Source organism: Lactobacillus equicursoris DSM 19284 = JCM 14600 = CIP 110162, assembly GCF_001434815.1.
Lineage (GTDB): Bacteria > Bacillota > Bacilli > Lactobacillales > Lactobacillaceae > Lactobacillus > Lactobacillus equicursoris.
The window spans coordinates 12,999-32,868 of record NZ_AZDU01000024.1 but is presented as its reverse complement, the minus strand read 5'-3'; the positions used below and the strand labels follow the sequence as shown (position 1 = coordinate 32,868).

The window sequence follows — 19,870 nt, the reverse complement described above, 5'->3', positions numbered from 1 at the left end:
GCAACCACTGACGGAAGCCAACACACTTGTCAGGCTCAAAGAAATCATAATCGCCCCAGTCAAACATGGCATCGAACTTATCCCACATCTCAACCAAGAAGCCATCATCTTCCAAGGCCTGGGCAGTCTTTTCATCGAAGTAATACTCAACCGACGGCTCACCGTCAACAATGTGTATCTTGTATTCGTCATCGTACTTTAATGCACGATCATCTAACGCAACTGATAACCACATATTACATCTCTCCTCTCTTTTTAATATTATAATTCAAAAAGGACGCGCCGTTTTTGCCAAACGACTCGTCCTTTTTCGATGATTAAGATTGTAAAAATTTTACCGTCCTAGCAGCGAAGTCACTGGCATTTTGGAAAATGCTCATATGCCCCGCGTCAGGCTAAATATGCAGCTGGCTGTTGGGGAACATTTTCTCCAAAACATAGGAGTTTTCCGTCGGCACCATCGCGTCATGATCGCCGTTGACGATCAAAACCGGCTGCCGCCAGGTAGAAAAGTCGGCCCCCGGCTCTTGATCCACTCCAGGATCAAAGCGACCACTTCCTGGGCAATCATGCCGCCCATGGAGTGGCAAATCAATGTAACTCATTCGTCAGTCAGATCCTTTCAAAACTTGATCAAGACCTTCCCCCGGCTGTGGCCGTGAGCCACGTCTGCCATGGCTTCTTTGACCTGCTCCAGGGAATACCGCTTGCCAAGAGCCGGGCGCACCTGGCTTTGGGCCAGGATCTCGCTGGCTTGGGCCAGCTGGGGACCATTGGCCGTGACGAAGACAAAGTCGTAATGCTGCTGCTTCTTCTTGGCTTGGCGCTCAATTTTGCCAGCCGCCAGCCCAAACAGGATCTGCTTGCCCCAGCCCAGGCCCATTCTTTTGGCAAAAGTCCGGTTAGGCATGGCCCGCAGGGAAACAATCCGGCCGCCCTGCTTCAAAATGCCCAGCTGCTTGAAGACTTCCTCCCCGCCCAAGGTGTCGATTACCAGGTCTACATCCTTGACCAGCTTGGTATAGTCTTCCGTCCGGTAGTCAATAAACTGGCTGACGCCCATGTCCAAAAGCGCTGCCTTTCTGGCGGGGGAACCAGTCGTGATCACCTTCAAGCCTCGGGCCACGGCCAGCGGGATGGCCATGGCGCCAAAGCTGCCGCTGCCGCCGGAAATGAACAGGGTCTGCCCCGCCTTGGCGTCCAGCAAATCGAAAGCCTGCATGGCCGTCAAAGCCGTCAATGGGACCGCCGCTGCTTCTTCATCAGTCAAGTAGTCTGGCACCTTGGCCACCGCCTGCTCGTTGATGACGATTTCTTCAGCAAAAGCTCCCATGTTGTCCAAAGGTGTCCGGGCGTAGACCCGGTCGCCAGGCTGGAACTTTTGGACAGCAGCACCAGTCTGCTTGACGATGCCGACGAATTCATTGCCCAAAGTTTGCGGCAGTTTGTAAGGCACGACCAGCTTCAAGTCCCCGTGCGCCACGAGGTTGTCCAAGGGGTTGACCGCGGCCACCTTGGTTTCAACCAGCAGGTCATGGTCGCCAACCGGCTTGGCCGGTGCCGTGGTCAGCTTGATAATTGGGTTCTTTGCGTCATATTTAATCAGTTGTGCTACTTGCATTTGTTTCCTCCGCGACTTGCTTGAGCCGGTCAATGACGTCAGCCAGGCTATCCTTGGCCAGCGCCGTTTTCAGTTGTCTCTCCGCCTCGTCCAAGAATGGAAAGACGGCTTGCTTGATGTTTCTGCCAACAGGACAGTCTGGATTGGGATTCTGGTGAATTTGGAAGATCTCCACTTCATCCCCGTTGACTGCTTGGTAAATTTCCAGCAGGGACAGATCCTCCGGCCGCTTCAGCAGCCGCGTCCCCGACTTGCCGCGCTGACTGGCAATGATTCCGCGGTCCTTCAAGAGGGCCATCACCTTGCGGATGTAGCTGGCATTGGTGCCAACGCTTGCCGCCAAGTCGTCGGAATTCAAGTCCCGCGGGCTGGTGGCCAGCATGACCAAGATGTGGATTGCCACCGTGTATTTCGTGTCTCTCATGCCTGCTCCTTTGTTAATGTATCTGATACAAATACATTAACAAGAAAGACGACTGCCTGTCAACTGCCAAGTTTTATTTTCACGCAAGAAAAACCACCACCTTGCAGGTGACGGTTTAATTTTAATTCAATGACATCGGGCTTAGCTATTCTTCATTTATACTTGCATCATCGTGGCTTTTAAATGCATAATCAAAAATCGCATCATATTTGACTATTAGCAGAATAGCCACTACAATTATGATCCACCTAAGGATTACACTGATAACAGATTTTACACCTAAGAGCTTAATTAGAGCACCGATACACTCAAAATCAAATAAAATATATAACCCACTATCAATTATTAAAAAAAGGCACAAACAAATAGCCAGTACTTTTAAAATCTTTTTCATTTTCAGCCACTTACAAATATATAAAATAGTAAAAAGTATACTTAAAAATCTATTTTCTATCAAACTATGGAGATAATTTCCAAATGTATCATCACTACCCTAAATCTTTTGAGTAGCTATAGATATGTTGTACAACACTATATAAGTATTTAATTAGAATAATACCATCTTTTTTAACAGAGTCAATGAAACAAATATAATTTTGCTTGGAATGCTATACTACTTAGGGAAGTAATATACAGAAAAATATAGGTAAGAAAAAACCGCCACCCTGCAGGTGACGGTTTAACTATGCTGACTAGAGGATTCGAACCTCCGACCCCTTCATTACTAGTGAAGTGCTCTGCCAACTGAGCTAAGTCAGCGACTCTTGTGCGTTAACACAGTTATTAATCAAACCATAAAAACGTGTCCTTGACAAGAGCTTTCGCGAAAAAAGTTGTTTTTTTAGGCGACAGTTATTTAAACAGCTTGAAAAGGAGCTCGCCAATCCCAAAATTGCTGACATCATGCCCCGTGCAAAGAATGCTGAGACTGCTTGCCGGCGTGATCTGCCCGCGATATTTTTGCTCACGCGCCAAGCGATTGGCTTTTCTTTCAACCAATTTTTCGAAATCCAAAATGACGTTGTTCATGATTCTGTCTCCTTGTCTATCAAACCGGCAGCCAGCTAAATTCATCGCCTTGCCTTAAATCCTTAAGCAGGGTCAACAAGCCCGCGCTCCCCGTTGAAAAATCCAAGCTCAGCTTGTAGCCATATTTTCCTGGTGGCAGAATTTCATCGTCATTGGCAACCAAATACTGGTTGAGCGCGGCTAAAGCGTAATCCAGCATGGTTGTGTCACCGTCATCAGCTAAGGCCTTGGCTAGCGGCAATACGCCGCTATAGCCTGAGACCAGCGTCTCCATATAGGTGCAATAGGTCATGCATGATTTTTTCAATTTTTCAAACAAAAGCTGATAATTCTGCCTAAAAGCCGGGTCCTCCCGCATGAATTTGTGCATTAATAATGCCAAGCCAAAAGTCCCATTTTCCAAATATGGAATCAGTCTCTCAAAGCCGCGCGATTGATCGGTAATGGCTAACTCGTCTGTCCCCTTAGCGTGCTCGCGCAAGATCCGCAACAGGATTTCTTCAGCTGTCTCCTTTTGCCCTAGCCGCCAGAAGAGATAGCTGACGCCACCCCAACCCGTCAATAGGCCGACATCCTCATCCCTAAACTTGTTAAAGTCGACCTGCCGCCAACGGGCAAGCAAGTTTTCCGCGATTTTCCCGCTTAGGTCTGGATCGTCTTCTAGCAAAGACAAGGCGATCCCGCTTAAGCCTGTAGCCAGCGAAATATCAGCTGATGCTAAGTCGACTTTTTGATAAAGGAGCTGCCGCAGCTGCTTGGCCAAATCCGGGAAATCCCGCTTTTCAAGGACATTCGCCAAGCCGCTGATGCCATTGAGCAAGCCTAGCGCCTTGGCCTCCTGGGCAAGCTCAAGTATCTCTGCCTGCTGGCTTGCCACCCAATTTCGCAGGTCCGCATTCTGGTCAATCGCCCATAAAACACCCGCGGCTCCGTGTTCCAAATTTAATTGGGCAAACGGATCAGTATTTTCATCAAGCAAATTTGGCACCAAGGCCAGCCGGTCAAAATGCAAATGCCGCAGAATGCCCCGGCTTAAGCCCGACGCGAAAGCGGCCACAGTCTGCTGGCTTAACTCTTTTGCTGGCATGGCCAAGGGCTTTTTCAGGAAAATTGGCGCTGACGGCCGCGTGGTGTCGGCAATTTCCCGCAAAAAAGCAACCGTATCTTGGCCAAAGTAGGTCGCGATCCATTTCTCATGCTTGGAAATTATGCCAGGAGCCAAATCAGCCACTGGAATGATCGGCAAGAAAAGATAGTAGGCGATCCTCATCAAGGCAAAATCGTCAGCCTCGGCGAACGTCCTGGCAGCCGGATTGACAAAGCCAACCGTTGTTAATCCGGGAGTGTATTTTTCACTGGCTCCACCGGCATTTTCAAGGTCAATCAGCCGGACGGTGTCCCCTTGCGTAACCAGAATATTGCTCAAAGACAAGTCGCCAATCCCGATTCCGCGAGCATGAACCTGGGCGATGATTTTCTTCAGCTGCTGTAAAATCTTGATTGCTCGGGCCTTGTACCGGTTCCGCTTCCCAATGTCTGCAAGAACAAACGGAAAATCAGTCGCCAGCAGCTCTTCCAAACTCTGTCCGGCAATGAATTCCTCTAGCAAAAAATGGTGTCGCCATGAGCTGAAATCCCCCAGGCAGGTCACTACGCCCGGCAGATCAGCCAGCTGCCGCAAGATTTTGGCTTCATTTTCAACTCTGGCAAAGCCATCCCTAAGCTTGGCATCCAAGCCTGCCTGCTGGCGTCCTTCTTTCAGAACTACCTTTCTTCCTTCATGCAAGGCCAAGTACACCCCGCCCGCGTTGCTGAAGTGCAGGGCTTCTTGGATTTGGTACTTCTTTAACGGGGCGAAAGCGGCTTGTTTTGGAAAAATATTTCGCGCGAAAACTGGCAGATCCGCAACAAAATCCGGCTGCTGATAGTAGGGCAGGCGCTGGTCTTCCAGCTTGTTTCCCGCGGGATCATAGATTGCCGGCACCCGCTCGCCGGCAGCTGTAGTCATGTACACCGGCTTAAAGCCACCATAGCGAAAATAGACATTACTTTCCTGCCAATTCTGATCACTCAAAATATAAGGCCCTAAAGCAAAAGCAGCTGTCAGCTGCTGCAGCTTGGGCAGCAGGCCAGCAAACTCCGCCTCGTCGCGCGGATAAATCGTGATAAACTTGCCGCTTTCACCGCGGTCGGCATACTTGGAATTGGCCATAATCAACCGCTCCAGGCTGGCTTGGAATTTGAAAGAAATTCCTTGTTCAATCAGCCGCGGCGCTACGGCGTCCAGCATCCCCTGGGCCTGCTTGACCGTAGCACTTAGGTGAATCTTCCAGCCCTGCACTGGCAACTTATCAGGCTCATATAAGACATAGTGCCAATAGACGCTATTTTTATCAAGCCAGCGCCCGTCAAGCTTCTTTTTCAAAACAAACAGGTGCTCTTGTTCCCGCTTTTGGCAGGTATAGAACAAACTGTCTAGGTTTCGGGCGGCGTTCAAATACTTTACTTGCTCTTCCAGCATCGCGCTTCAGCTCTTTTCTCTAACTTGCTGTTCATGGACATAGCGGCGGTAGTCGGGAACTTGCTCCATCAGTTCATCGTGACTGCCGCTGGCAATAACCGTTTTATTTTTAATAAAGTAGATCCGATCACTATTAATGATCGTCGCCAATCTGTGAGTAATCGTAATCTGGCCGCAATTCTTGGTCCGCCTTAATTGATCCAAGGCAGTCATGATGATTTTCTCAGTGTCCGCGTCCAAATTAGACGTCGCCTCATCTAGAATCAAAAATTTAAACTCGCTAAGGCATGCCCGGGCAAGCTGCAGCCTCTGCCTTTGTCCGCCGGACAACCATTCTCCACTCTCCCCCAGCTGACTGTCTAACCCTTTCGGCAAACTTTTCACGTATTTCTCCAAACGCACCAGCGCCAAGGCATCCCAGAGCTCTTGGTCCTTCACTTTTCTCTTTAAGCCCAAAGTCAAATTTTCACGAATGCTCCCCGAAATGATGGTATTTTCTTGGAGCACGACGCTGAACAGGCTCCGCCATTGCCGCAGGGAAAAGTCCGTGCTGGCTTGGCCGTTTAAGCTGATCCGGCCCGCGTCAATTGGATACAAGCGCGTGATGACCTTGACCAAAGTGCTCTTGCCGGCCCCCGTCGCGCCAACCAGGGCAATTTTTTCACCGCTCCTGGCTGCTAAATCAACCTTTTCCAGTACCGGCTGCTCCTGGTAAGCGAAACTGACCTGGTCAAGCTTCAGCAGACTGCTGCCTTGTTCAGGCACTTGCTGGCCTTTTGCCTGGTCTTCAGCGGCTTCATCAATGATTTCGCTGATCTTGCGCGTGGCGCCCAGCATTTGCTTGCGGTCAGAGTAAAAGAGCGCGACATTGTTGATTGGACCAATAATTTGAAAAAAGTACATCATAAAAGCCCCCAGGGTCCCGGTAGACAGCGAGCCTGTTTTCACCCTAATCGCCCCATAAAGGACTAGGGCCATGATCAAGCAAAAAGACAACATCGACTGCAAGGGACCAATCACGGCCGCGATGCGGTCGGCTTTCAGGGACAAGCTGAACAGCTGGTTGATTTCCCTGGTATTTTTGGCAAGCACGTCACTCTCCGCGTTATTCAGCTTAATGGCCTTGATCTGCTTAATGCTCTCGCTTGTTACCCCAGTAAGCGCGGCCAAGCTGTTTTGCGTTTGATCCGCGATCACTTCGCTGATTCTTCCCAAAGGGACCGTCACTGCCCCATCAATTGGAAAGACTAGCAGCATCAAGAGTGTCAGCTTCCAGTCCAAAGAGAAAGTGATGAGCATCGTCCCCAAAATCGTCAATCCCCCAGTGACCGTTGCCGGGATCGTTTCCGTCAGAAAGGCGCGCAGCACGTTTACGTCGTTGATGAGCCGGCTGGTCAACTTCCCACTGACCTCCTGGTCAAAATATCGCTGCGGCAACCGCAGGACCTGTTTTTGCAGGCGCAAGCGCATTTGGCGGACTTGCCGGTCGCCCTCGCTGCTGATCAAGTAATCGCTCAGCGTGCAGATCAGCAGGTTGCCGATCAAAATCGCCAAGCCTAGCAACAAGACCTTCTTGGAAATGCCCGACCAAGCAAATTCTCGGAGATTGATAAATTGGCGTACCAATAAAGGAAGCCCCAAATTCAGCAAGCTGGCGGTCATGCTTAGCAGGATGCCGACCAGCAAGCGCGGCGTGATCCTCAACAGCTTCATAGCTTAACGTGATGAATCGAAAAGTGGTTGCTGCTGTTCGGGCACAGGATGCTGATATGACTATGGGCATTTCGCCAATTCCATTGCCTGCTCCTTGGCTGCCCCAATTCCTTGAAGGCTTGACTCAACTCTTTTTCAATCATCAAGATATAGTTTTCCATGAGATTACCTCCTTTAAATCTATGTTTCTTATTATCCCCTCTTCCAAGCTCTTTTGAAAAATAATTCATGAGCGTTGAATTTCTTAAGCTGAGCGTGATGTACATTGAACTTTGCTATATTCTGCTTTAAGATATAATAGCTAATCGATGCCACATGTATTTCAAGGAAAGCAACAATGATCGCTAGCTTGTTTAACAATTATGCCTTTAACCCCTATCTTTTTGCGGTTCTCTTATCCTTTACGCTGGACCGCCCAAAGCGCTTCGACCTCATTCTTTATCCCCTGCTGCTTATTCCAGTTCTCTTTGGCTACCAATATGTCCTTGTGGCCATCATTGCCGTGCAGCTGGGTTCACGCTTTTTCGCCCGTGGACGGGTCAAAATCCTAGACAGGCTTTTCTTCTATTATTTAGTTCTGATCCTTTACCCAATCTTGGGCGAGCTGTTCGGATGGCTGGTCCAGCTGCTGTCCTATTTCCTTGCCCACCGCCTGCTTGACCACTTGGCCATCAATTTGGTCTGCTTCATTCCGGAAGTCTTAATCTGCCTGCTTGTTTACTTTTTGAAAAAGCACTTTGCTCTAAATCTGGAAAAAATTGCTGCTGACGTTAAAAGCAACCACCAGTTTTTAAACTTGCTGGTTTGGATTGTTTGGTCCTTCCTGCTAGTCACCTACGCAATTTGGACCATGCTTGAAAAATTTAACATCGCTCCCTTGGTGGAACTGGGCTTGATGACTATCGTGCTCTTGATGATCACGATCCTCTTCTTCAATCTCTACCAGGCAATTCAAGAAAACCAGGAAATTATGGACACGCGGATTCAAAAGGCGGAAATCCAGCAGATTCAGGAATATTCCACCCGCCTGGAAGAGGCAAACATTGCCTTGCGCAAGGCGCGGCATGATTACAAGAACAGCCTGCTGGCGCTAAACGGCTATCTGCTGACCGATGATGTTTCCGGTGCCCGCGAGTACCTTGGAGCGCTAGTTGATGACAATAACCGCCTGCAAGAAGCTGCCAATTCAATGACTTTGGAATTGGCCAATTTGCAGATCAAGGAGCTGAAATATCTGATCATTGATAAGCTGCAGCAGGCCCAGGATCAGGGCATCCAGACCAAGGTTGAAATCAATAAGCGAACTGATTCTCTACCTACAAATATCGTGAGCATTATTCGCTGCGTCGGCATTTTTTTGGATAATGCGATTGAAGCCTGCCAATCACAGGCAAACGCGAAAATTAACGTCTTGCTGACGAAATATTCGGGTAACAGTTATTCCTTGATCGTGCAAAATACGATTTCCCAGCCAGTCAATCTTGCCCGGATTCTAAAGCCACGGGTAACGAGTAAACAGGATCATGATGGCCTAGGACTTGATAACGTTAATGAGATCGTCAATAGCGACCCTGATTTGTCCCTGGAAATTGAGCAGAGCGAGAGTGAAATTTCATTTGAACTAATCATTCAGAAAGGAGCAGACCGATAAATGTTAGCCATCATCATTTTGGAAGATAATGCTGCCGAACGTAAAATCATTCAGCAAATGATTGAAAACAGAATTCAGATTAATGAGACACCAGTTGCTTATGACGCTCGCGTCGTCTTGAGTACTGGCAATCCCCACAGCGTTTTGACCTATATTGAGCAGCATCAAGACCTTAACTATCTTGCTTTTTTGGATATTGACTTAAAGACGAGTCTTGACGGGATTGAAGTCGCCAGCCGCATCAAAAACATCGGCATTTTGAGCCAAATCGTCTTTGTCACCGCCGACGCGGCCGCCCTGCGCTTGACGATTCAGCGGCATGTTGAGCCCTTGGACTATATCACCAAAGACTCGTCCCCTGAGCAAATTCAGCATCGAATCTACGAGACGGTCGATACCGCCTATAAGCGTTACCAGCTGACCATGAGCTCAGGGCAGGCCAGCTATTTCACCTACAGCAAAATTCATGGCTTTCTTGAAAGAATCCCCCTGGCTGAGCTTTACTACATCAGCATTCAGCCAAAGAAATACAAGACCTTGCGCGTCTATGCCAAGAATCGAGTTTTTGATTGCCTGGGCACGCTTAAGGATTATGAGAGGCGGTATCCCAACTTGGTCTTTGCTGACCGGCAAAGCCTAATAAATCTGGATGCAGTCCAAACTTATGACGAAAAAAAGGGCATCGTCTATTTTGATCAAGACCTTGCCCATTCCATCGCCGTTCGCCGCCGGCGATCGATTATGCTGAAATTGAATGCCATAAAAACACTTTGATTTTGAGTGTGCCTTCAGCACTAAAAAATTTAAAAATCATGCATAAAAAATACGGCTGACAGAAAAACTGTCAGCCGTTTTGCTTGAGTTGTAAAATCAGAGTCAGAAAAGAGTCGACTGCCTGGACTTCCTCATACGAAGAACAGAGAAAGCAGAAATCTGGCGGTGCTATTGTTGTTACAAATTCAGCTTGACGCGCAATCCCGGACCTTATAACAGCCATTTCTTGCGTGATCGCTGCCTCAGCTGCTAAATCCTCCTACTTTCTTTCAGTAAAGGATCGGCTTTCATCGAGCAAGGCCAGGACCTGGTCATCTGGCAAATCACCATTAAGCAGGATCGAAAGCCAGTTTTGCTTATTCATGTGGTAAGCCGGGAAAAAGCCTGCCTTTTTGAGCAGATCAGGCAGTCGATCCTCTGCCTGCTTCACGTCAAGAACCGTGACTTCCTGCTGGTCACCTTCATCGCCGGTCAGCTTGCCCAAAGGCAAAGTCATCAGCAAGCCGTACCACTTCCGGTTCTTGGGATTGCGGAAAACGGCGTAGTCGGGGAATTTTTTGAAAGGGAAATCTGGCTCATCCCCATATCTGTTCTTGATTTCATCTTGAATCCGATCTGCCTGGGCCTTGACAAAGCACTTGTCGGCAATACCCCGCAAGATTGCCCGGTATTCCGCCTTGACCGCGGCAGAAAAGCTGCCGTTGTCGCTGTCAACGCGGAGCAACAGGTATTCGTCGCCAGTGTCAAGATCATAGACATTGCCGCTAACCTCGCCAACTGATGAAACTCTTATTTTAGCAATGAAATTGGCACTTTTCAGCGGAACTTCAAGGCAATAGTCATCACCATTCTGGCTAAAGCCGTAAGCGACTAGCTCGTTGAATTTGCACTGTCTTTTGGCAAAAAGCTCTTCTTCTACGGACATCAAATCCCCCTATAAACTCAGCTTGCATCTAAAGCCTCTGACCTTGTAGTAGGAATCCGCTCCATTATGGTAGACGAAGACGCTGCCGTAGCGCTTCTCCGCAAACAAGGCCCCGCCTTGTACTCTAATTGAGGCCGGCGTTTGAATCCAGCAGCTGGTCTTCAAGTCAAAATCGCCCAAAGCTTGCAGCTGACGGTAGTCTGCTTCATCCAGCAAAGACAAGCCATGTTCCTCCGCCAGTTCTTGGGCGCTGCTTTCGGGTGGGAACTTCTTGCGCTTGAGCCGGGCCGCTTGGTCATAGCAGACGCTCCGGCGGCCAGCGGGTGCTTCCTTGGCGCAGTCGACAATCGCCAGGCCGCTAGGGAAGGAAATGACGTCAGGCTCACCGCCGCTTTCTTCCATCCAGGCTACAGCCGCTGCTTGATCTTTATCCAGTTTGCCAATAACATCATCCCAGCTCACTTCTGGGTGACGGTCCATATTGGTCATGAATCTTTCTTTTAGCGTATCTAGTATTTCCATTGATTCCTCCGTTAAAAGCGATTGCTATTCGCTGGGAATTATAATCCGTTCTCCTGCAGTTCCGGGTAAGGAATAATCGCTGGCGCGGGCACGGGATGCTCGCCCAGCATTTTTTCCATCCAGATCATATCGTACCAGCGGTCAAACTTGTAGCCACACTGGTGAAAGCGGCCCACCAGCTGGTAGCCCAGGTGCTCATGGAAGCGCAGGCTGTTGTCATCAAGATAGGGATCTTCACCTATTGGGGCAGCGATGCAGGCATTCAAGTTAAGAAAGCCCTGCTTCTTTAAAACATTTTCGATTGCCTCGTACAAAAAGCCGCCAATGTGCTGGTGGCGCTGGCCAAGGTCCACATAGATCGACAATTCCACGCTGTGGGCATAGGCTGCCCGCTCTTTAAAAGGGCCGGCATAAGCATAGCCGACGATCTGGTCATCTTTCAGGGCAACTAGGTAGGGATAGGTCTTCAGGGTGCGCTTGATTCTGGCCTGAAACTCTCCAATGCTTGGCACTTCATCCTCGAAAGTGATCGCCGTCTTTTCCACGTAAGGAGCGTAAATCTCAAGCAGGCGCTCCGCATCTCCGACTGTTGCTTGTCTTAACTTTAACTTTGCCATGGTTTTCTTTCCAATAAATCGCTTATCTTGCACGCCACTTGTCAACAACTTCATTTTATCATGAATCAGAGCGGACACTATTTTGACTTACCACAGATTAATAACATATGATATCATGTTTATTGGAAGCGCGAACATTATTAGCGATTAGCATTAATTTGTGTTAGTAAGGAGAAAAATCATGACTGAATACAAAGCAACTGCCCACGGTTTCAACTCAGAGATCACGGCCATCGTTGATGTGGTCGATGGCGAAGTCGTCAAGGTCAAGGCTGAAGGGGAAGTCCCAAACACGGTTGGCGCCCTGGGGGTTGACACTTGGCTGGAAGAAGCCAATACAGAGCACTCAGTTGACGTCGATGCCGTCTCGGGTGCCTCAGTTTCAACCGGTGCCTTGCGAAAGGCAGCCCAAATGGCCTATGCGACAGCAGTTGGCGGGGATGTTGACGCTATCTCCTCGGCCTCTGTTCATAACCACCCTAACAACTATCCTTTGCTAAAAGAAAAGTTCTACGAAGGTGACTTGGAATTCGATGACGAATACGATGTGATCGTTGTCGGTGCCGGGGGCGCTGGTTTATCAGCTGCCGCAACTGCCGCAGAAAACGGCGCCAGCGTCTTAGCAATTGAAAAGCAAGGAATTCCAGGCGGGACGACCAGTCTTTCCGGCGGGGTAATGCAGGCTGCCGGGACCAAGTACCAGAAGGAATTCACCGATTGCAAGGACGACACGCCAGAGAAGCATGAAGCAGAATATCTGGCTGCTGGCGAAGGCCGCCTGTATGAGCCGCTCGTTCGCGACTTTACCCAAAATGCTGGCCAAAACCTGGAATGGCTGGAAGAGAAAGTTGGCATTAAGTGGACCAGTGTATACGGTCATACAGAGATTCCTTACGCCAAAGATGCTTTTGCCGATCGCATCCACGTTTATGAAGGCGGCGGTGCTGGGGGCAACGGGGTGATCGCTACCCGCAAGCTGTACGAATATGCCTTGGAGCAAGGCGCGGAATTCCAATTTGAGACTGCCGTAGTTGCCTTGGTCCTGAAGGACGAAACTTCCAGTGAGGTCACCGGGGTTATTGCTGAACAAGATGGCGTGCTCTATGCCTTTAAGGCCAACCGCGGGGTAATTCTGTCCACGGCTTCCATTGATCAAAACGTTGAATTAGCTAAAGACCTTAGTCCGCAGCATTATGAAGACGTTAAGCGCCACCTATGCTGGTCAGTTGCTTCCGACAGAGGCGACGGGATCGTGATGGGGATGAATATCGGCGCGGCCGTTACGGGCTTTGGCGGGACGATTGATTTTGACGCCCGCACAGGCAATGGGACTGATGATCGCCTGCCAACCATCCCATCAATTTTCGTGAACGGGCAAGGACTCAATCGCTGCCCCTGCCTCCCCATGGAATGAGGAAAGTCTGGCCAAGGATGTTGCAAGCGGCTTGGTTAAGACAGCCGACAGCTTGGAAGAACTGGCAAATAAGCTTGGCATTCCCGCGGAAAACCTCGTTAAGAGCGTGGAAACGTGGAACAAGTACGCTGCTGAAGGCAGAGATCCAGAGTTTGAGCGAACAATGGGGGTTGACCATTCTATGCCTACACCAACACTCCGGGCAATTTAGGCGCGATTGGCGGCTTGAAGATCAACGCGCAGTGCAACGTGATTGACAACTTCGGCCAGCCAATTCCTGGCTTGTACGCGGCTGGGATGAACGCTGGTGGCTGGATCGGGTCATACTACCCTGGCTCAGGCACGGCCGTGTCTGGTGCAATTCACCAAGGCCGGCGCGCGGCTAAGTCAATTCTGGGCTTGAGCTAAGATATGAGAGATTGAAAATGCATCCCTTGGCACTTTTGGCCAAGGGATGCATTTTTGCTTATTGGTCCAGCTCAGGATACGGGATGATCGCCGGCGCGGGGATGGCATGGTCGCCCAGCATTTTCTCCATCCAAACCATGTCGTACCAGCGGTCAAACTTGTAGCCGTACTGGTGAAAGTGGCCCACGAGCTGGTGGCGCTGGCCTAGGCTGCCCGCTCTTTAAAAGGGACAGCATAGGCATAGCTGACGATCTGGCCGCCTTTAAGGGCAACGAAATATGGATACCGCTTCAAACTCGCTGACGGTCGGCACTTCGTCTTCAAATGTGATTGCCGTATTCTCCACGTATGGCGCGTAGATCTCAAGCAGGTGCGCGGTATCCCCGACTGTTGCTGGTCTTAACTTTGCCATGGTTTTCTTCCTTAATCTATGTCTGGCACAGGTTAAAAATGACTTCAGTTCGAAAGCCGAGGTCATTTTAAGGTTACGTTTTGGATTTATCTTCCAAAATAATTGATCGCAAACTACTATGCGAGATCTATTCAATCACCCGGTTTTCGCCGGCTGCATCTTCCAATGCTTTCTGAAGAGCAGGGTCAACCGCATGAAGGTACAAACCATGTACTCCACGAGTCAACAGAACATTCAACTCGTTTGGCAGCAACTTGTCTGCAAAATTGCTCCTTTTCCCATCCGAAAAAACACGATACTGAACAGCATCTTTATTACAACTCTTCGCTGATTCGTGGACGATTTTTCCATCTACCAGTTTAACCGATGGACCGATTTCTACGCCTACATAATTAAGGTCAAACCCTTGAACAGTATATGTTGAACCAATTTCATCAATCGTCACTGGCTGTTCTGCCCATGAAAGATCTTTGTAGCTAATGCCATCCTCAGTCTTACGTGGCTTGTCAACTTGATAATTCCAAGGCATCTTCCAATCGCCTTCTTGTACCTGCCAGTATTTGGAGCCGTCTTTGGGCTTGCTCTGACTGGAATATTCCCAATCGTAGGTTGCCACCATCCGGCTTATTCCGTTATTTTGATCTGCGTTCTTTTCCTGGATGGCCTCCTGCATATCTTGAGGTTTTCTAAAGACTTTGATTTCGTATTTACTGTCTTCCGGAATCTTTCCAATCACATTCTTTTTAATAACGTTGTTCAACCACTCGATGGTCTGATCTTCAGCATCAATCCGCATTTGATTGCGCAAGTGGATGATATTGTCTTTACCGATGCTCTCTTCAAGCTTTTCGAAAGAATCATTCTCCCATACTTGAGTTTTTGAAAGAACCTGCTTCTTGTCATAAACAGCCACAACAATCTTTGCACGCAAACGAATGTCTTCTAACATATTCGCAGTATCAGACGTGTATCCTTGATTTTTTTGAGTTCTCAGCAAGTGCGCTTCATCAACAAATGCTACATCTACCGGATCATCTGGGGAATAATGATTGATAAAGCTGGCTGGCTTAAGGACGGTCTTTTCGTCCCCGATCCCCAACTTCTTGGCAATCTGTTGATAGACTTTAAGCTGCTCATTGTGGTTGACTAGCATTACCAGAGAAAATTTTTCTCCGTCCTTGCCTACCAGTTTAGCCAAGTCATAGTAAACGTTGCTCATTAAAACTGTCTTACCAGCACCTGCATCCCCAGTAACTAAAATAAGCTGACCCGTCTCATTTTTATCAAAGACTTCCTGGACACGCTGAAGAATTAAATCCTTAGCTTCGATTTGCTCAGAAGTCAGTTTGTTAAAAGGAGAAGCTTTGAAAATTGCGGACTTTTCAATCTCGCTTCTAGCTGGGAAAAGATATTTGTACTCTTCTTTAGCTGCAAGCGCATCCCAAATCTTATTGAAAATTGGCCTGAATTCTTTTTCGGTATAGTACATCCGTTGAGCATTCTCACGGCGGTTGTTCAAGTGAGAAACGGCATCAACACTGCTCAGATATTGCATCATCCGGTTTTCAATATCCAAGGTGAGCGACTTGTTGAAGTGCTTGTGACCGATCACAAACATATGGGCATTATCAGCTTCTTTCAAGCCTTGCCAGTCTGTTCTCCGTTCAGCATCTCCATTTAAGTGTTCCAGAGTCCGCCGTTGAATATCGATAGTTTCACCGACATAAACTGTATAGTCATGACGATATTTACTCTGCTTACCTGGTTGGTCAATGATATAGACAGTTGGATAGTCGATCAAATACTCTTGATCGGCCTTATCCGAATAAGTCTGACGAATTTCTTCGTTGATTTGTTTAGCATTACTGTCGCTATATTGAGTTTCGTAAATTATAGGTTCGTCAACTTCCATTTTGCTTCATCCTATCATGTATAGTTAATTTATAGTCTTTACTATAATTGGTTTTGATTTAAAAGACAATATCATTGCAGAAAAATCCTTCTAGCCAGATAGCTAGAAGGATTTGATAGTATTCATAAAGAGTTGAGTGGCTGCGTCTTACTTTAACAGTCGCTCAATAGAGGATGTTTCTATAATTCTTGCAGTGCTGTGGCTTCTTTTGTCATCAATTTGAGGTACTTTTTCTTGAATCTGTCGTCCTCGATAGATCCATAGACTTTCAGCAACTTTTGGGCTACTTCTGGCTTAAGTTGAAGGAACTGACGGCACACATCCGGCTTGTAGCACCACACAGCCGGATGATTGGCAAGTTTTTGCAAAAGCTCGATGTAGCTCTTGTCATCAACTTCCGGAGCGGACTCAGATTCGCCTGAGGAATCGGTCAGTTCTTTCAGATGCGCAAGCAAGCCAAAATCTGTCGAAAGCTTAGTGCTTGCAAGCGAATTGGAAGCGAAAATCTTCGTATATTCGTTTGGAACCAATGAGTAGTAGGAAACGTTGTAGTCGCTGATGCGGTGATATGATTCATCCACTAAATCTTTGTCAACGGCCAGTTCGATGATCCGTTTCACTTCATCGCTGGGAATCAAGCGAAAAAGCTTATCGTATTGCGTATGGTTGATGTCCGCATAGAACTTGTTTGCCGCCGCCATGTCCCTCAACATGGCTGCACAGTTGTTTGCGGTCAAGTGATGCCGCCCGTCCTTCTTCTCATTCTCAAGAACAAACGTAAGCGCCCAATAGCGCGGTATATTAAAATCCCATCCTAGCAATGCTAAGATGGGATTAATCAGTTTATGGGACTTTACTGCTAATTTCCCAGAATTTTACAACTCAAGCAAAACGGCTGACAGTTTTTCTGCCAGCCGTTTTTGTTTTATGCATGACTTTCTAGAATCCACGCACTTCATGCGGAGTGCGACCGCAATATTTAGAAAATAATGTTAATACTCACTAAATATTGGGCATATTCTTGTAAAAGATTAAAGTCGCCAATTGCAAGAATAAATTGAACACTTGCCAATAACATCTGGTAGATTTTGATTATCTGCGCCGATAAATATGATCAAGCTCTACGTCAAAGCACTCTTCTGGAGTCTTGGGAATATAGCGTCTGATAAGCCCAGTGCGGCCTTCTACGCTACCTTTATCACAGGATGTATAAGGGTTAAAAACGATCTTCACTTACTGGATCGGAGCGGTGTTCAATTTGATTTTACAATCAGCATCTATCTTTTTGGGACTAGCAGGGATGCTTGATCCTCCTTGAATTACTGCTATTCTTCGAGTAATTCTTCTTTTAAGGCAAGTATTTTCGTCTCGATCTTTGTAATCACTTGCATAAAGATTTCATCATTTTGACCCGTAGGGTCTTCTAAGCCCCAGTCTACACGCTTTTTCGCTGGTAAAAAAGGACAGCGAACCCCGCAGCCCATGGTGACAACGTAATCGATATTTGGCAAATCAGTGATTTTTTTAGGCTTCTGTCCACTTTCCAACATATCAATGCCGTAGTGCTGCTTCATTAGGCGGACTGCATCTGGATTGATTTGGTCTTTGATGCTGGTGCCGGCTGAGTAAGATTCAAATGTATCCCCGGCCAACTTTTTTCCTAAGGCTTCAGCAATTTGACTGCGGCAGGAATTATGGGTGCAGATAAAAGCAACACTTGTTTTAGACATGATTTTCTCCTGATATTTTTACATTAACTATCTTAAGAACAACTTGTGACATCATTATTATAAAGTAAAAGCAGCATCCCCTGCATGAAATACAGATGAATGCTGCTATTATAACTTAGTTTGACCTTTTAAAAATCGTTCTAAAAATGAATCTAACTGCCGGACCGCAGAAGAAAATTTGCCAACCGATTGTCATTGGGAAGTTTATGACAACTGTTTGCAGCCAAGTCCCAATAAAGCCAGCGGCTTGGAAGTTCTTGAAAAGAGCCGTTGCAATCAAGCTCATGGTTGGACACATAAGGCAAACAGTGATTGAGAACCGAATCACGATAATCATCAAGATTGGCGTACTTGGCGTCATAACTCGTCTAGTCAGGTAGACAACCGGCTTTTCGAAAATGAACATTTCCAAGATGATAGCAACTGGCCACATGATCATCATCTCGCGGAAGGCTTCAAGTAGAACTGTATCCTTCATCCCACCAATAGTAAGCGCAATGTTGTAGCACACCATCGCGTAGACCATGACAAAGGCCATCATGACAGTAAAGACAAAATTTTCCAGTTTGGATTTTGGCATAAAAAACTCCCTTCATGATTTACGTTTTGTTCGTTAATCACTACAGGAGTGTACGTTTCCAATCTTACCGTTTTTAGTTACAGTTAGTTATTCTATCCTAGAAAAAATGGATCCGTAAGAGCTTTTTGATTATTTTTTTAAAAAACGGTTGCAATTTTACTTGAAGTTCAGCAAAAACATTGGTGATTCCCAAGTCGTGTCATCCGGGAAGGTAACATTGATAGTAACATAGCTGCTCGATTGCTCATTGTAGCTGTAATCATCACGAATCTCGTACTTGGTTCCCTTTGGCATATCAGATAAATTGCTGATGAAGTCTTGCGGCTTTAGCAACTGATAAGTATCCCCTTCAATATCCGTGCCTACTGGCAAGGTGATTGAAGAGCTCTTTAGAGCTGGATGATAGACCAGGTTATCCGGCTGACTGACCGTCAATGTAAATTTTTGGCTAACTTGGTAGGAATCATCAGGATACTCAACCAGGATATAGTAGTCATGACTGCCTGGTACCGTAGTATCAGGGTCATCGGCTAAAGGATTCCCATCCGCACGGCAAAACCGAAATTCTGTAGTATTCCTAGTCACTTCGGCTGGGTCATTAGGGAAATAGCCAACCGGGTTAGTCACAATATCTTTTCTAATATCGATAAAGTGCCCATAAGGTACTGTAGTGTTCTTAACAGTCACATTGTACGCATCCGCTTGTGCAGACTTGACTACAAAGGATATAGGTCCTACTGTTTCCTTTGAACCATCTGGGTAGGTGACCAGAATATTAGTCTGATAGAAGCCACCCTTCTTAGTGTTTACCGGCTTTACAAAAGTATAGTTCGTCTCGCTCGGGAGATCCCAGGTATTAGTGATGTAGCTATACGCATCGGTTGAGAAGGAGTCTCCCCAATCAAGCGTTGTGGTCCAAGCTTTAACCTTTGGGTTGTACTTCTGTGCCATCGTTAACGGCTTCTTAGTAGTCTTCTTTACTGTCTTTGAAGGTTTCTTAGTGGTATTTTTGACTGCCTTTTTAGCACTCTTCTTGGTAGCTTTCTTCACAGTCTTCTTGCTGCTTTTCTTCTTAGCAGTTTTCTTTACTGCCTTCTTAGGGCTTTGCTGTCTTTTTACGGTCTTTGGCTTAGTGACTTGCTTCTTGCTTACCTTCTTAATGGTCTTCTTCTTTTTGGCTACAGCTTTTTTCTTAGCCTTGTAAGCTTTGAACCACTTAGTCTTTTCTGGAGCAGACACAAAGTAAAACTTCCGTCTGCCAGCCTTATATTTGCTGCTCTTGATTACCCAACCACTGCCAGTACTCATCAGCCATTGTGAACGATAAATGACAGAGCCTTTCTTGAGTTTTCCAGCCGAGTAAAAATGGTTCCTTGATTCGGAAGAACCAGTCTTTACCCGGTAGACCTTCATAGTCTTTGTGACTACCACCTTCTTGTCAGCAATTTTGGCATAGTCGTACCCATTAAGGTAGCTTGCTTGCACAGGCTGAACGGTTGTAGCGACCAAGGAGAAACATCCGACAAATGCTAGAATTTTTCTTTTCATGTTAATCACCTTTCCTAACTAAAACATCAACCTTGATCATATCGCTAAAATCCAGCCATGAAAAGGCTT

At 47.1% G+C, this 19,870-nt stretch carries 22 protein-coding genes, 1 tRNA gene and 2 pseudogenes; 5 read left to right on the top strand and 20 right to left on the bottom strand.

The features are described 5' to 3' along the window. From FC20_RS05875 to FC20_RS10650, 10 genes are all read right to left on the bottom strand, one after another. Nucleotides 1–235: hypothetical protein (locus tag FC20_RS05875; protein ID WP_056945336.1), on the bottom strand; the 235-nt coding region annotated here is incomplete at its 3' end. A gap of 160 nt (nucleotides 236–395) precedes the next feature. Beyond that, nucleotides 396–605, bottom strand: a complete 210-nt coding sequence (locus tag FC20_RS10345) for an alpha/beta fold hydrolase (protein WP_008461528.1) — start codon at nucleotides 603–605, stop codon at nucleotides 396–398. A 17-nt stretch (nucleotides 606–622) separates the two neighbouring features. Further along, the gene (locus tag FC20_RS05870) at nucleotides 623–1,621 is read right to left on the bottom strand and encodes an NADP-dependent oxidoreductase (protein WP_054667695.1); all 999 of its coding nucleotides are present in this window, start codon (nucleotides 1,619–1,621) and stop codon (nucleotides 623–625) included. After that, nucleotides 1,599–2,045, bottom strand: coding sequence for an Rrf2 family transcriptional regulator (locus FC20_RS05865; RefSeq protein ID WP_008461525.1), 447 nt, complete (start codon nucleotides 2,043–2,045; stop codon nucleotides 1,599–1,601). Before FC20_RS05865 ends, FC20_RS05870 begins: the two co-directional genes overlap by 23 nt. A 145-nt stretch (nucleotides 2,046–2,190) precedes the next feature. Beyond that, a complete protein-coding gene (locus FC20_RS05860) occupies nucleotides 2,191–2,439 on the bottom strand; it encodes a hypothetical protein (RefSeq protein ID WP_039943757.1) in 249 nt (82 codons plus the stop codon). Between the two features lie 292 nt (nucleotides 2,440–2,731). Next, a tRNA-Thr gene (locus FC20_RS05855) sits at nucleotides 2,732–2,804 on the bottom strand. A 93-nt stretch (nucleotides 2,805–2,897) separates the two neighbouring features. After that, nucleotides 2,898–3,074 carry a hypothetical protein gene (locus tag FC20_RS10655; protein WP_008461524.1) on the bottom strand — a complete coding sequence of 59 codons (177 nt, stop codon included), beginning with the start codon at nucleotides 3,072–3,074 and terminating at the stop codon, nucleotides 2,898–2,900. 19 nt (nucleotides 3,075–3,093) lie between these two features. Continuing rightward, a complete protein-coding gene (gene lanKC, locus FC20_RS05850) occupies nucleotides 3,094–5,595 on the bottom strand; it encodes a class III lanthionine synthetase LanKC (RefSeq protein WP_008461523.1) in 2,502 nt (833 codons plus the stop codon). Nucleotides 5,596–5,601: 6 nt separating this feature from the next. Then, nucleotides 5,602–7,308 carry an ABC transporter ATP-binding protein gene (locus FC20_RS05845; protein ID WP_008461522.1) on the bottom strand — a complete coding sequence of 569 codons (1,707 nt, stop codon included), beginning with the start codon at nucleotides 7,306–7,308 and terminating at the stop codon, nucleotides 5,602–5,604. Next, nucleotides 7,305–7,469, bottom strand: coding sequence for a hypothetical protein (locus FC20_RS10650; RefSeq protein WP_008461521.1), 165 nt, complete (start codon nucleotides 7,467–7,469; stop codon nucleotides 7,305–7,307). Before FC20_RS10650 ends, FC20_RS05845 begins: the two co-directional genes overlap by 4 nt. Nucleotides 7,470–7,645: 176 nt before the next feature. Here FC20_RS10650 and FC20_RS05840 point away from each other — a divergent pair, with 176 nt between their 5' ends. Both FC20_RS05840 and FC20_RS05835 read left to right on the top strand, forming a co-directional pair. Beyond that, the gene (locus tag FC20_RS05840) at nucleotides 7,646–8,959 is read left to right on the top strand and encodes an autolysis-associated sensor histidine kinase (RefSeq protein ID WP_008461520.1); all 1,314 of its coding nucleotides are present in this window, start codon (nucleotides 7,646–7,648) and stop codon (nucleotides 8,957–8,959) included. Next, nucleotides 8,960–9,733 (top strand): autolysis-associated response regulator transcription factor, encoded by a 774-nt coding sequence (locus tag FC20_RS05835; RefSeq protein ID WP_008461518.1) that lies wholly within the window; start codon nucleotides 8,960–8,962, stop codon nucleotides 9,731–9,733. A 259-nt stretch (nucleotides 9,734–9,992) separates the two neighbouring features. Here the strand turns inward: FC20_RS05835 and FC20_RS05830 are convergent, their stop codons facing one another. The 3 genes from FC20_RS05830 to FC20_RS05820 are packed head-to-tail and all read right to left on the bottom strand — an operon-like array spanning nucleotide 9,993 to nucleotide 11,797. Next, entirely contained in the window at nucleotides 9,993–10,658 is a 666-nt protein-coding gene (locus FC20_RS05830) for an MmcQ/YjbR family DNA-binding protein (protein WP_008461516.1), read from the bottom strand. A 9-nt stretch (nucleotides 10,659–10,667) separates the two neighbouring features. After that, entirely contained in the window at nucleotides 10,668–11,180 is a 513-nt protein-coding gene (locus FC20_RS05825; protein ID WP_008461514.1) for a DUF4256 domain-containing protein, read from the bottom strand. 38 nt (nucleotides 11,181–11,218) lie between these two features. Then, on the bottom strand, nucleotides 11,219–11,797 hold the full coding sequence (locus FC20_RS05820; protein WP_039943755.1) for a GNAT family N-acetyltransferase: 579 nt from the start codon (nucleotides 11,795–11,797) through the stop codon (nucleotides 11,219–11,221). Nucleotides 11,798–11,978: 181 nt separating this feature from the next. Here FC20_RS05820 and FC20_RS05815 point away from each other — a divergent pair, with 181 nt between their 5' ends. Genes FC20_RS05815 through FC20_RS10850 form a run of 3 tightly spaced genes read left to right on the top strand, consistent with a single transcriptional unit; the run spans nucleotide 11,979 to nucleotide 13,619 of the window. After that, nucleotides 11,979–13,211, top strand: coding sequence for an FAD-dependent oxidoreductase (locus FC20_RS05815; RefSeq protein WP_008461510.1), 1,233 nt, complete (start codon nucleotides 11,979–11,981; stop codon nucleotides 13,209–13,211). A gap of 31 nt (nucleotides 13,212–13,242) precedes the next feature. Next, nucleotides 13,243–13,422, top strand: a complete 180-nt coding sequence (locus FC20_RS10855; RefSeq protein ID WP_008461509.1) for a hypothetical protein — start codon at nucleotides 13,243–13,245, stop codon at nucleotides 13,420–13,422. Between the two features lie 14 nt (nucleotides 13,423–13,436). After that, a complete protein-coding gene (locus tag FC20_RS10850; protein WP_008461506.1) occupies nucleotides 13,437–13,619 on the top strand; it encodes an FAD-binding protein in 183 nt (60 codons plus the stop codon). Between the two features lie 58 nt (nucleotides 13,620–13,677). Here FC20_RS10850 and FC20_RS10075 read toward each other — a convergent pair. From FC20_RS10075 to FC20_RS05790, 7 genes and pseudogenes are all read right to left on the bottom strand, one after another. Next, a pseudogene (locus FC20_RS10075) lies at nucleotides 13,678–14,031 on the bottom strand (N-acetyltransferase family protein). 127 nt (nucleotides 14,032–14,158) lie between these two features. Further along, nucleotides 14,159–15,943, bottom strand: coding sequence for a DUF2075 domain-containing protein (locus tag FC20_RS05810; protein ID WP_008461502.1), 1,785 nt, complete (start codon nucleotides 15,941–15,943; stop codon nucleotides 14,159–14,161). Nucleotides 15,944–16,122: 179 nt separating this feature from the next. Further along, entirely contained in the window at nucleotides 16,123–16,680 is a 558-nt protein-coding gene (locus FC20_RS05805; protein WP_008461501.1) for a hypothetical protein, read from the bottom strand. 355 nt (nucleotides 16,681–17,035) lie between these two features. Beyond that, a pseudogene (locus FC20_RS10340) lies at nucleotides 17,036–17,161 on the bottom strand (IS30 family transposase); the annotation flags it as partial. A 107-nt stretch (nucleotides 17,162–17,268) separates the two neighbouring features. Then, nucleotides 17,269–17,673: an arsenate reductase ArsC gene (locus FC20_RS05800; protein WP_008461500.1), complete on the bottom strand. Its 405-nt coding sequence runs from the start codon at nucleotides 17,671–17,673 to the stop codon at nucleotides 17,269–17,271. A 115-nt stretch (nucleotides 17,674–17,788) separates the two neighbouring features. Further along, entirely contained in the window at nucleotides 17,789–18,253 is a 465-nt protein-coding gene (locus FC20_RS05795) for a DUF2798 domain-containing protein (RefSeq protein WP_008461499.1), read from the bottom strand. Between the two features lie 156 nt (nucleotides 18,254–18,409). Beyond that, complete coding sequence (locus FC20_RS05790) at nucleotides 18,410–19,801, bottom strand: Rib/alpha-like domain-containing protein (protein ID WP_008461498.1); 1,392 nt, start codon at nucleotides 19,799–19,801, stop codon at nucleotides 18,410–18,412. Between the last annotated feature and the right edge of the window lie 69 nt (nucleotides 19,802–19,870).

What these genes read in the sequence shown, in the direction of transcription:
- FC20_RS10345 (WP_008461528.1), bottom strand. Translation starts at nt 605, where the DNA reads ATGAGTTACATTGATTTGCCACTCCATGGGCGGCATGATTGCCCAGGA.
- FC20_RS05870 (WP_054667695.1), bottom strand. Translation starts at nt 1,621, where the DNA reads ATGCAAGTAGCACAACTGATTAAATATGACGCAAAGAACCCAATTATC.
- FC20_RS05865 (WP_008461525.1), bottom strand. Translation starts at nt 2,045, where the DNA reads ATGAGAGACACGAAATACACGGTGGCAATCCACATCTTGGTCATGCTG.
- FC20_RS05860 (WP_039943757.1), bottom strand. Translation starts at nt 2,439, where the DNA reads ATGAAAAAGATTTTAAAAGTACTGGCTATTTGTTTGTGCCTTTTTTTA.
- FC20_RS10655 (WP_008461524.1), bottom strand. Translation starts at nt 3,074, where the DNA reads ATGAACAACGTCATTTTGGATTTCGAAAAATTGGTTGAAAGAAAAGCC.
- lanKC (WP_008461523.1), bottom strand. Translation starts at nt 5,595, where the DNA reads ATGCTGGAAGAGCAAGTAAAGTATTTGAACGCCGCCCGAAACCTAGAC.
- FC20_RS05845 (WP_008461522.1), bottom strand. Translation starts at nt 7,308, where the DNA reads ATGAAGCTGTTGAGGATCACGCCGCGCTTGCTGGTCGGCATCCTGCTA.
- FC20_RS10650 (WP_008461521.1), bottom strand. Translation starts at nt 7,469, where the DNA reads ATGGAAAACTATATCTTGATGATTGAAAAAGAGTTGAGTCAAGCCTTC.
- FC20_RS05840 (WP_008461520.1), top strand. Translation starts at nt 7,646, where the DNA reads ATGATCGCTAGCTTGTTTAACAATTATGCCTTTAACCCCTATCTTTTT.
- FC20_RS05835 (WP_008461518.1), top strand. Translation starts at nt 8,960, where the DNA reads ATGTTAGCCATCATCATTTTGGAAGATAATGCTGCCGAACGTAAAATC.
- FC20_RS05830 (WP_008461516.1), bottom strand. Translation starts at nt 10,658, where the DNA reads ATGTCCGTAGAAGAAGAGCTTTTTGCCAAAAGACAGTGCAAATTCAAC.
- FC20_RS05825 (WP_008461514.1), bottom strand. Translation starts at nt 11,180, where the DNA reads ATGGAAATACTAGATACGCTAAAAGAAAGATTCATGACCAATATGGAC.
- FC20_RS05820 (WP_039943755.1), bottom strand. Translation starts at nt 11,797, where the DNA reads ATGGCAAAGTTAAAGTTAAGACAAGCAACAGTCGGAGATGCGGAGCGC.
- FC20_RS05815 (WP_008461510.1), top strand. Translation starts at nt 11,979, where the DNA reads ATGACTGAATACAAAGCAACTGCCCACGGTTTCAACTCAGAGATCACG.
- FC20_RS05810 (WP_008461502.1), bottom strand. Translation starts at nt 15,943, where the DNA reads ATGGAAGTTGACGAACCTATAATTTACGAAACTCAATATAGCGACAGT.
- FC20_RS05800 (WP_008461500.1), bottom strand. Translation starts at nt 17,673, where the DNA reads ATGTCTAAAACAAGTGTTGCTTTTATCTGCACCCATAATTCCTGCCGC.
- FC20_RS05795 (WP_008461499.1), bottom strand. Translation starts at nt 18,253, where the DNA reads ATGCCAAAATCCAAACTGGAAAATTTTGTCTTTACTGTCATGATGGCC.
- FC20_RS05790 (WP_008461498.1), bottom strand. Translation starts at nt 19,801, where the DNA reads ATGAAAAGAAAAATTCTAGCATTTGTCGGATGTTTCTCCTTGGTCGCT.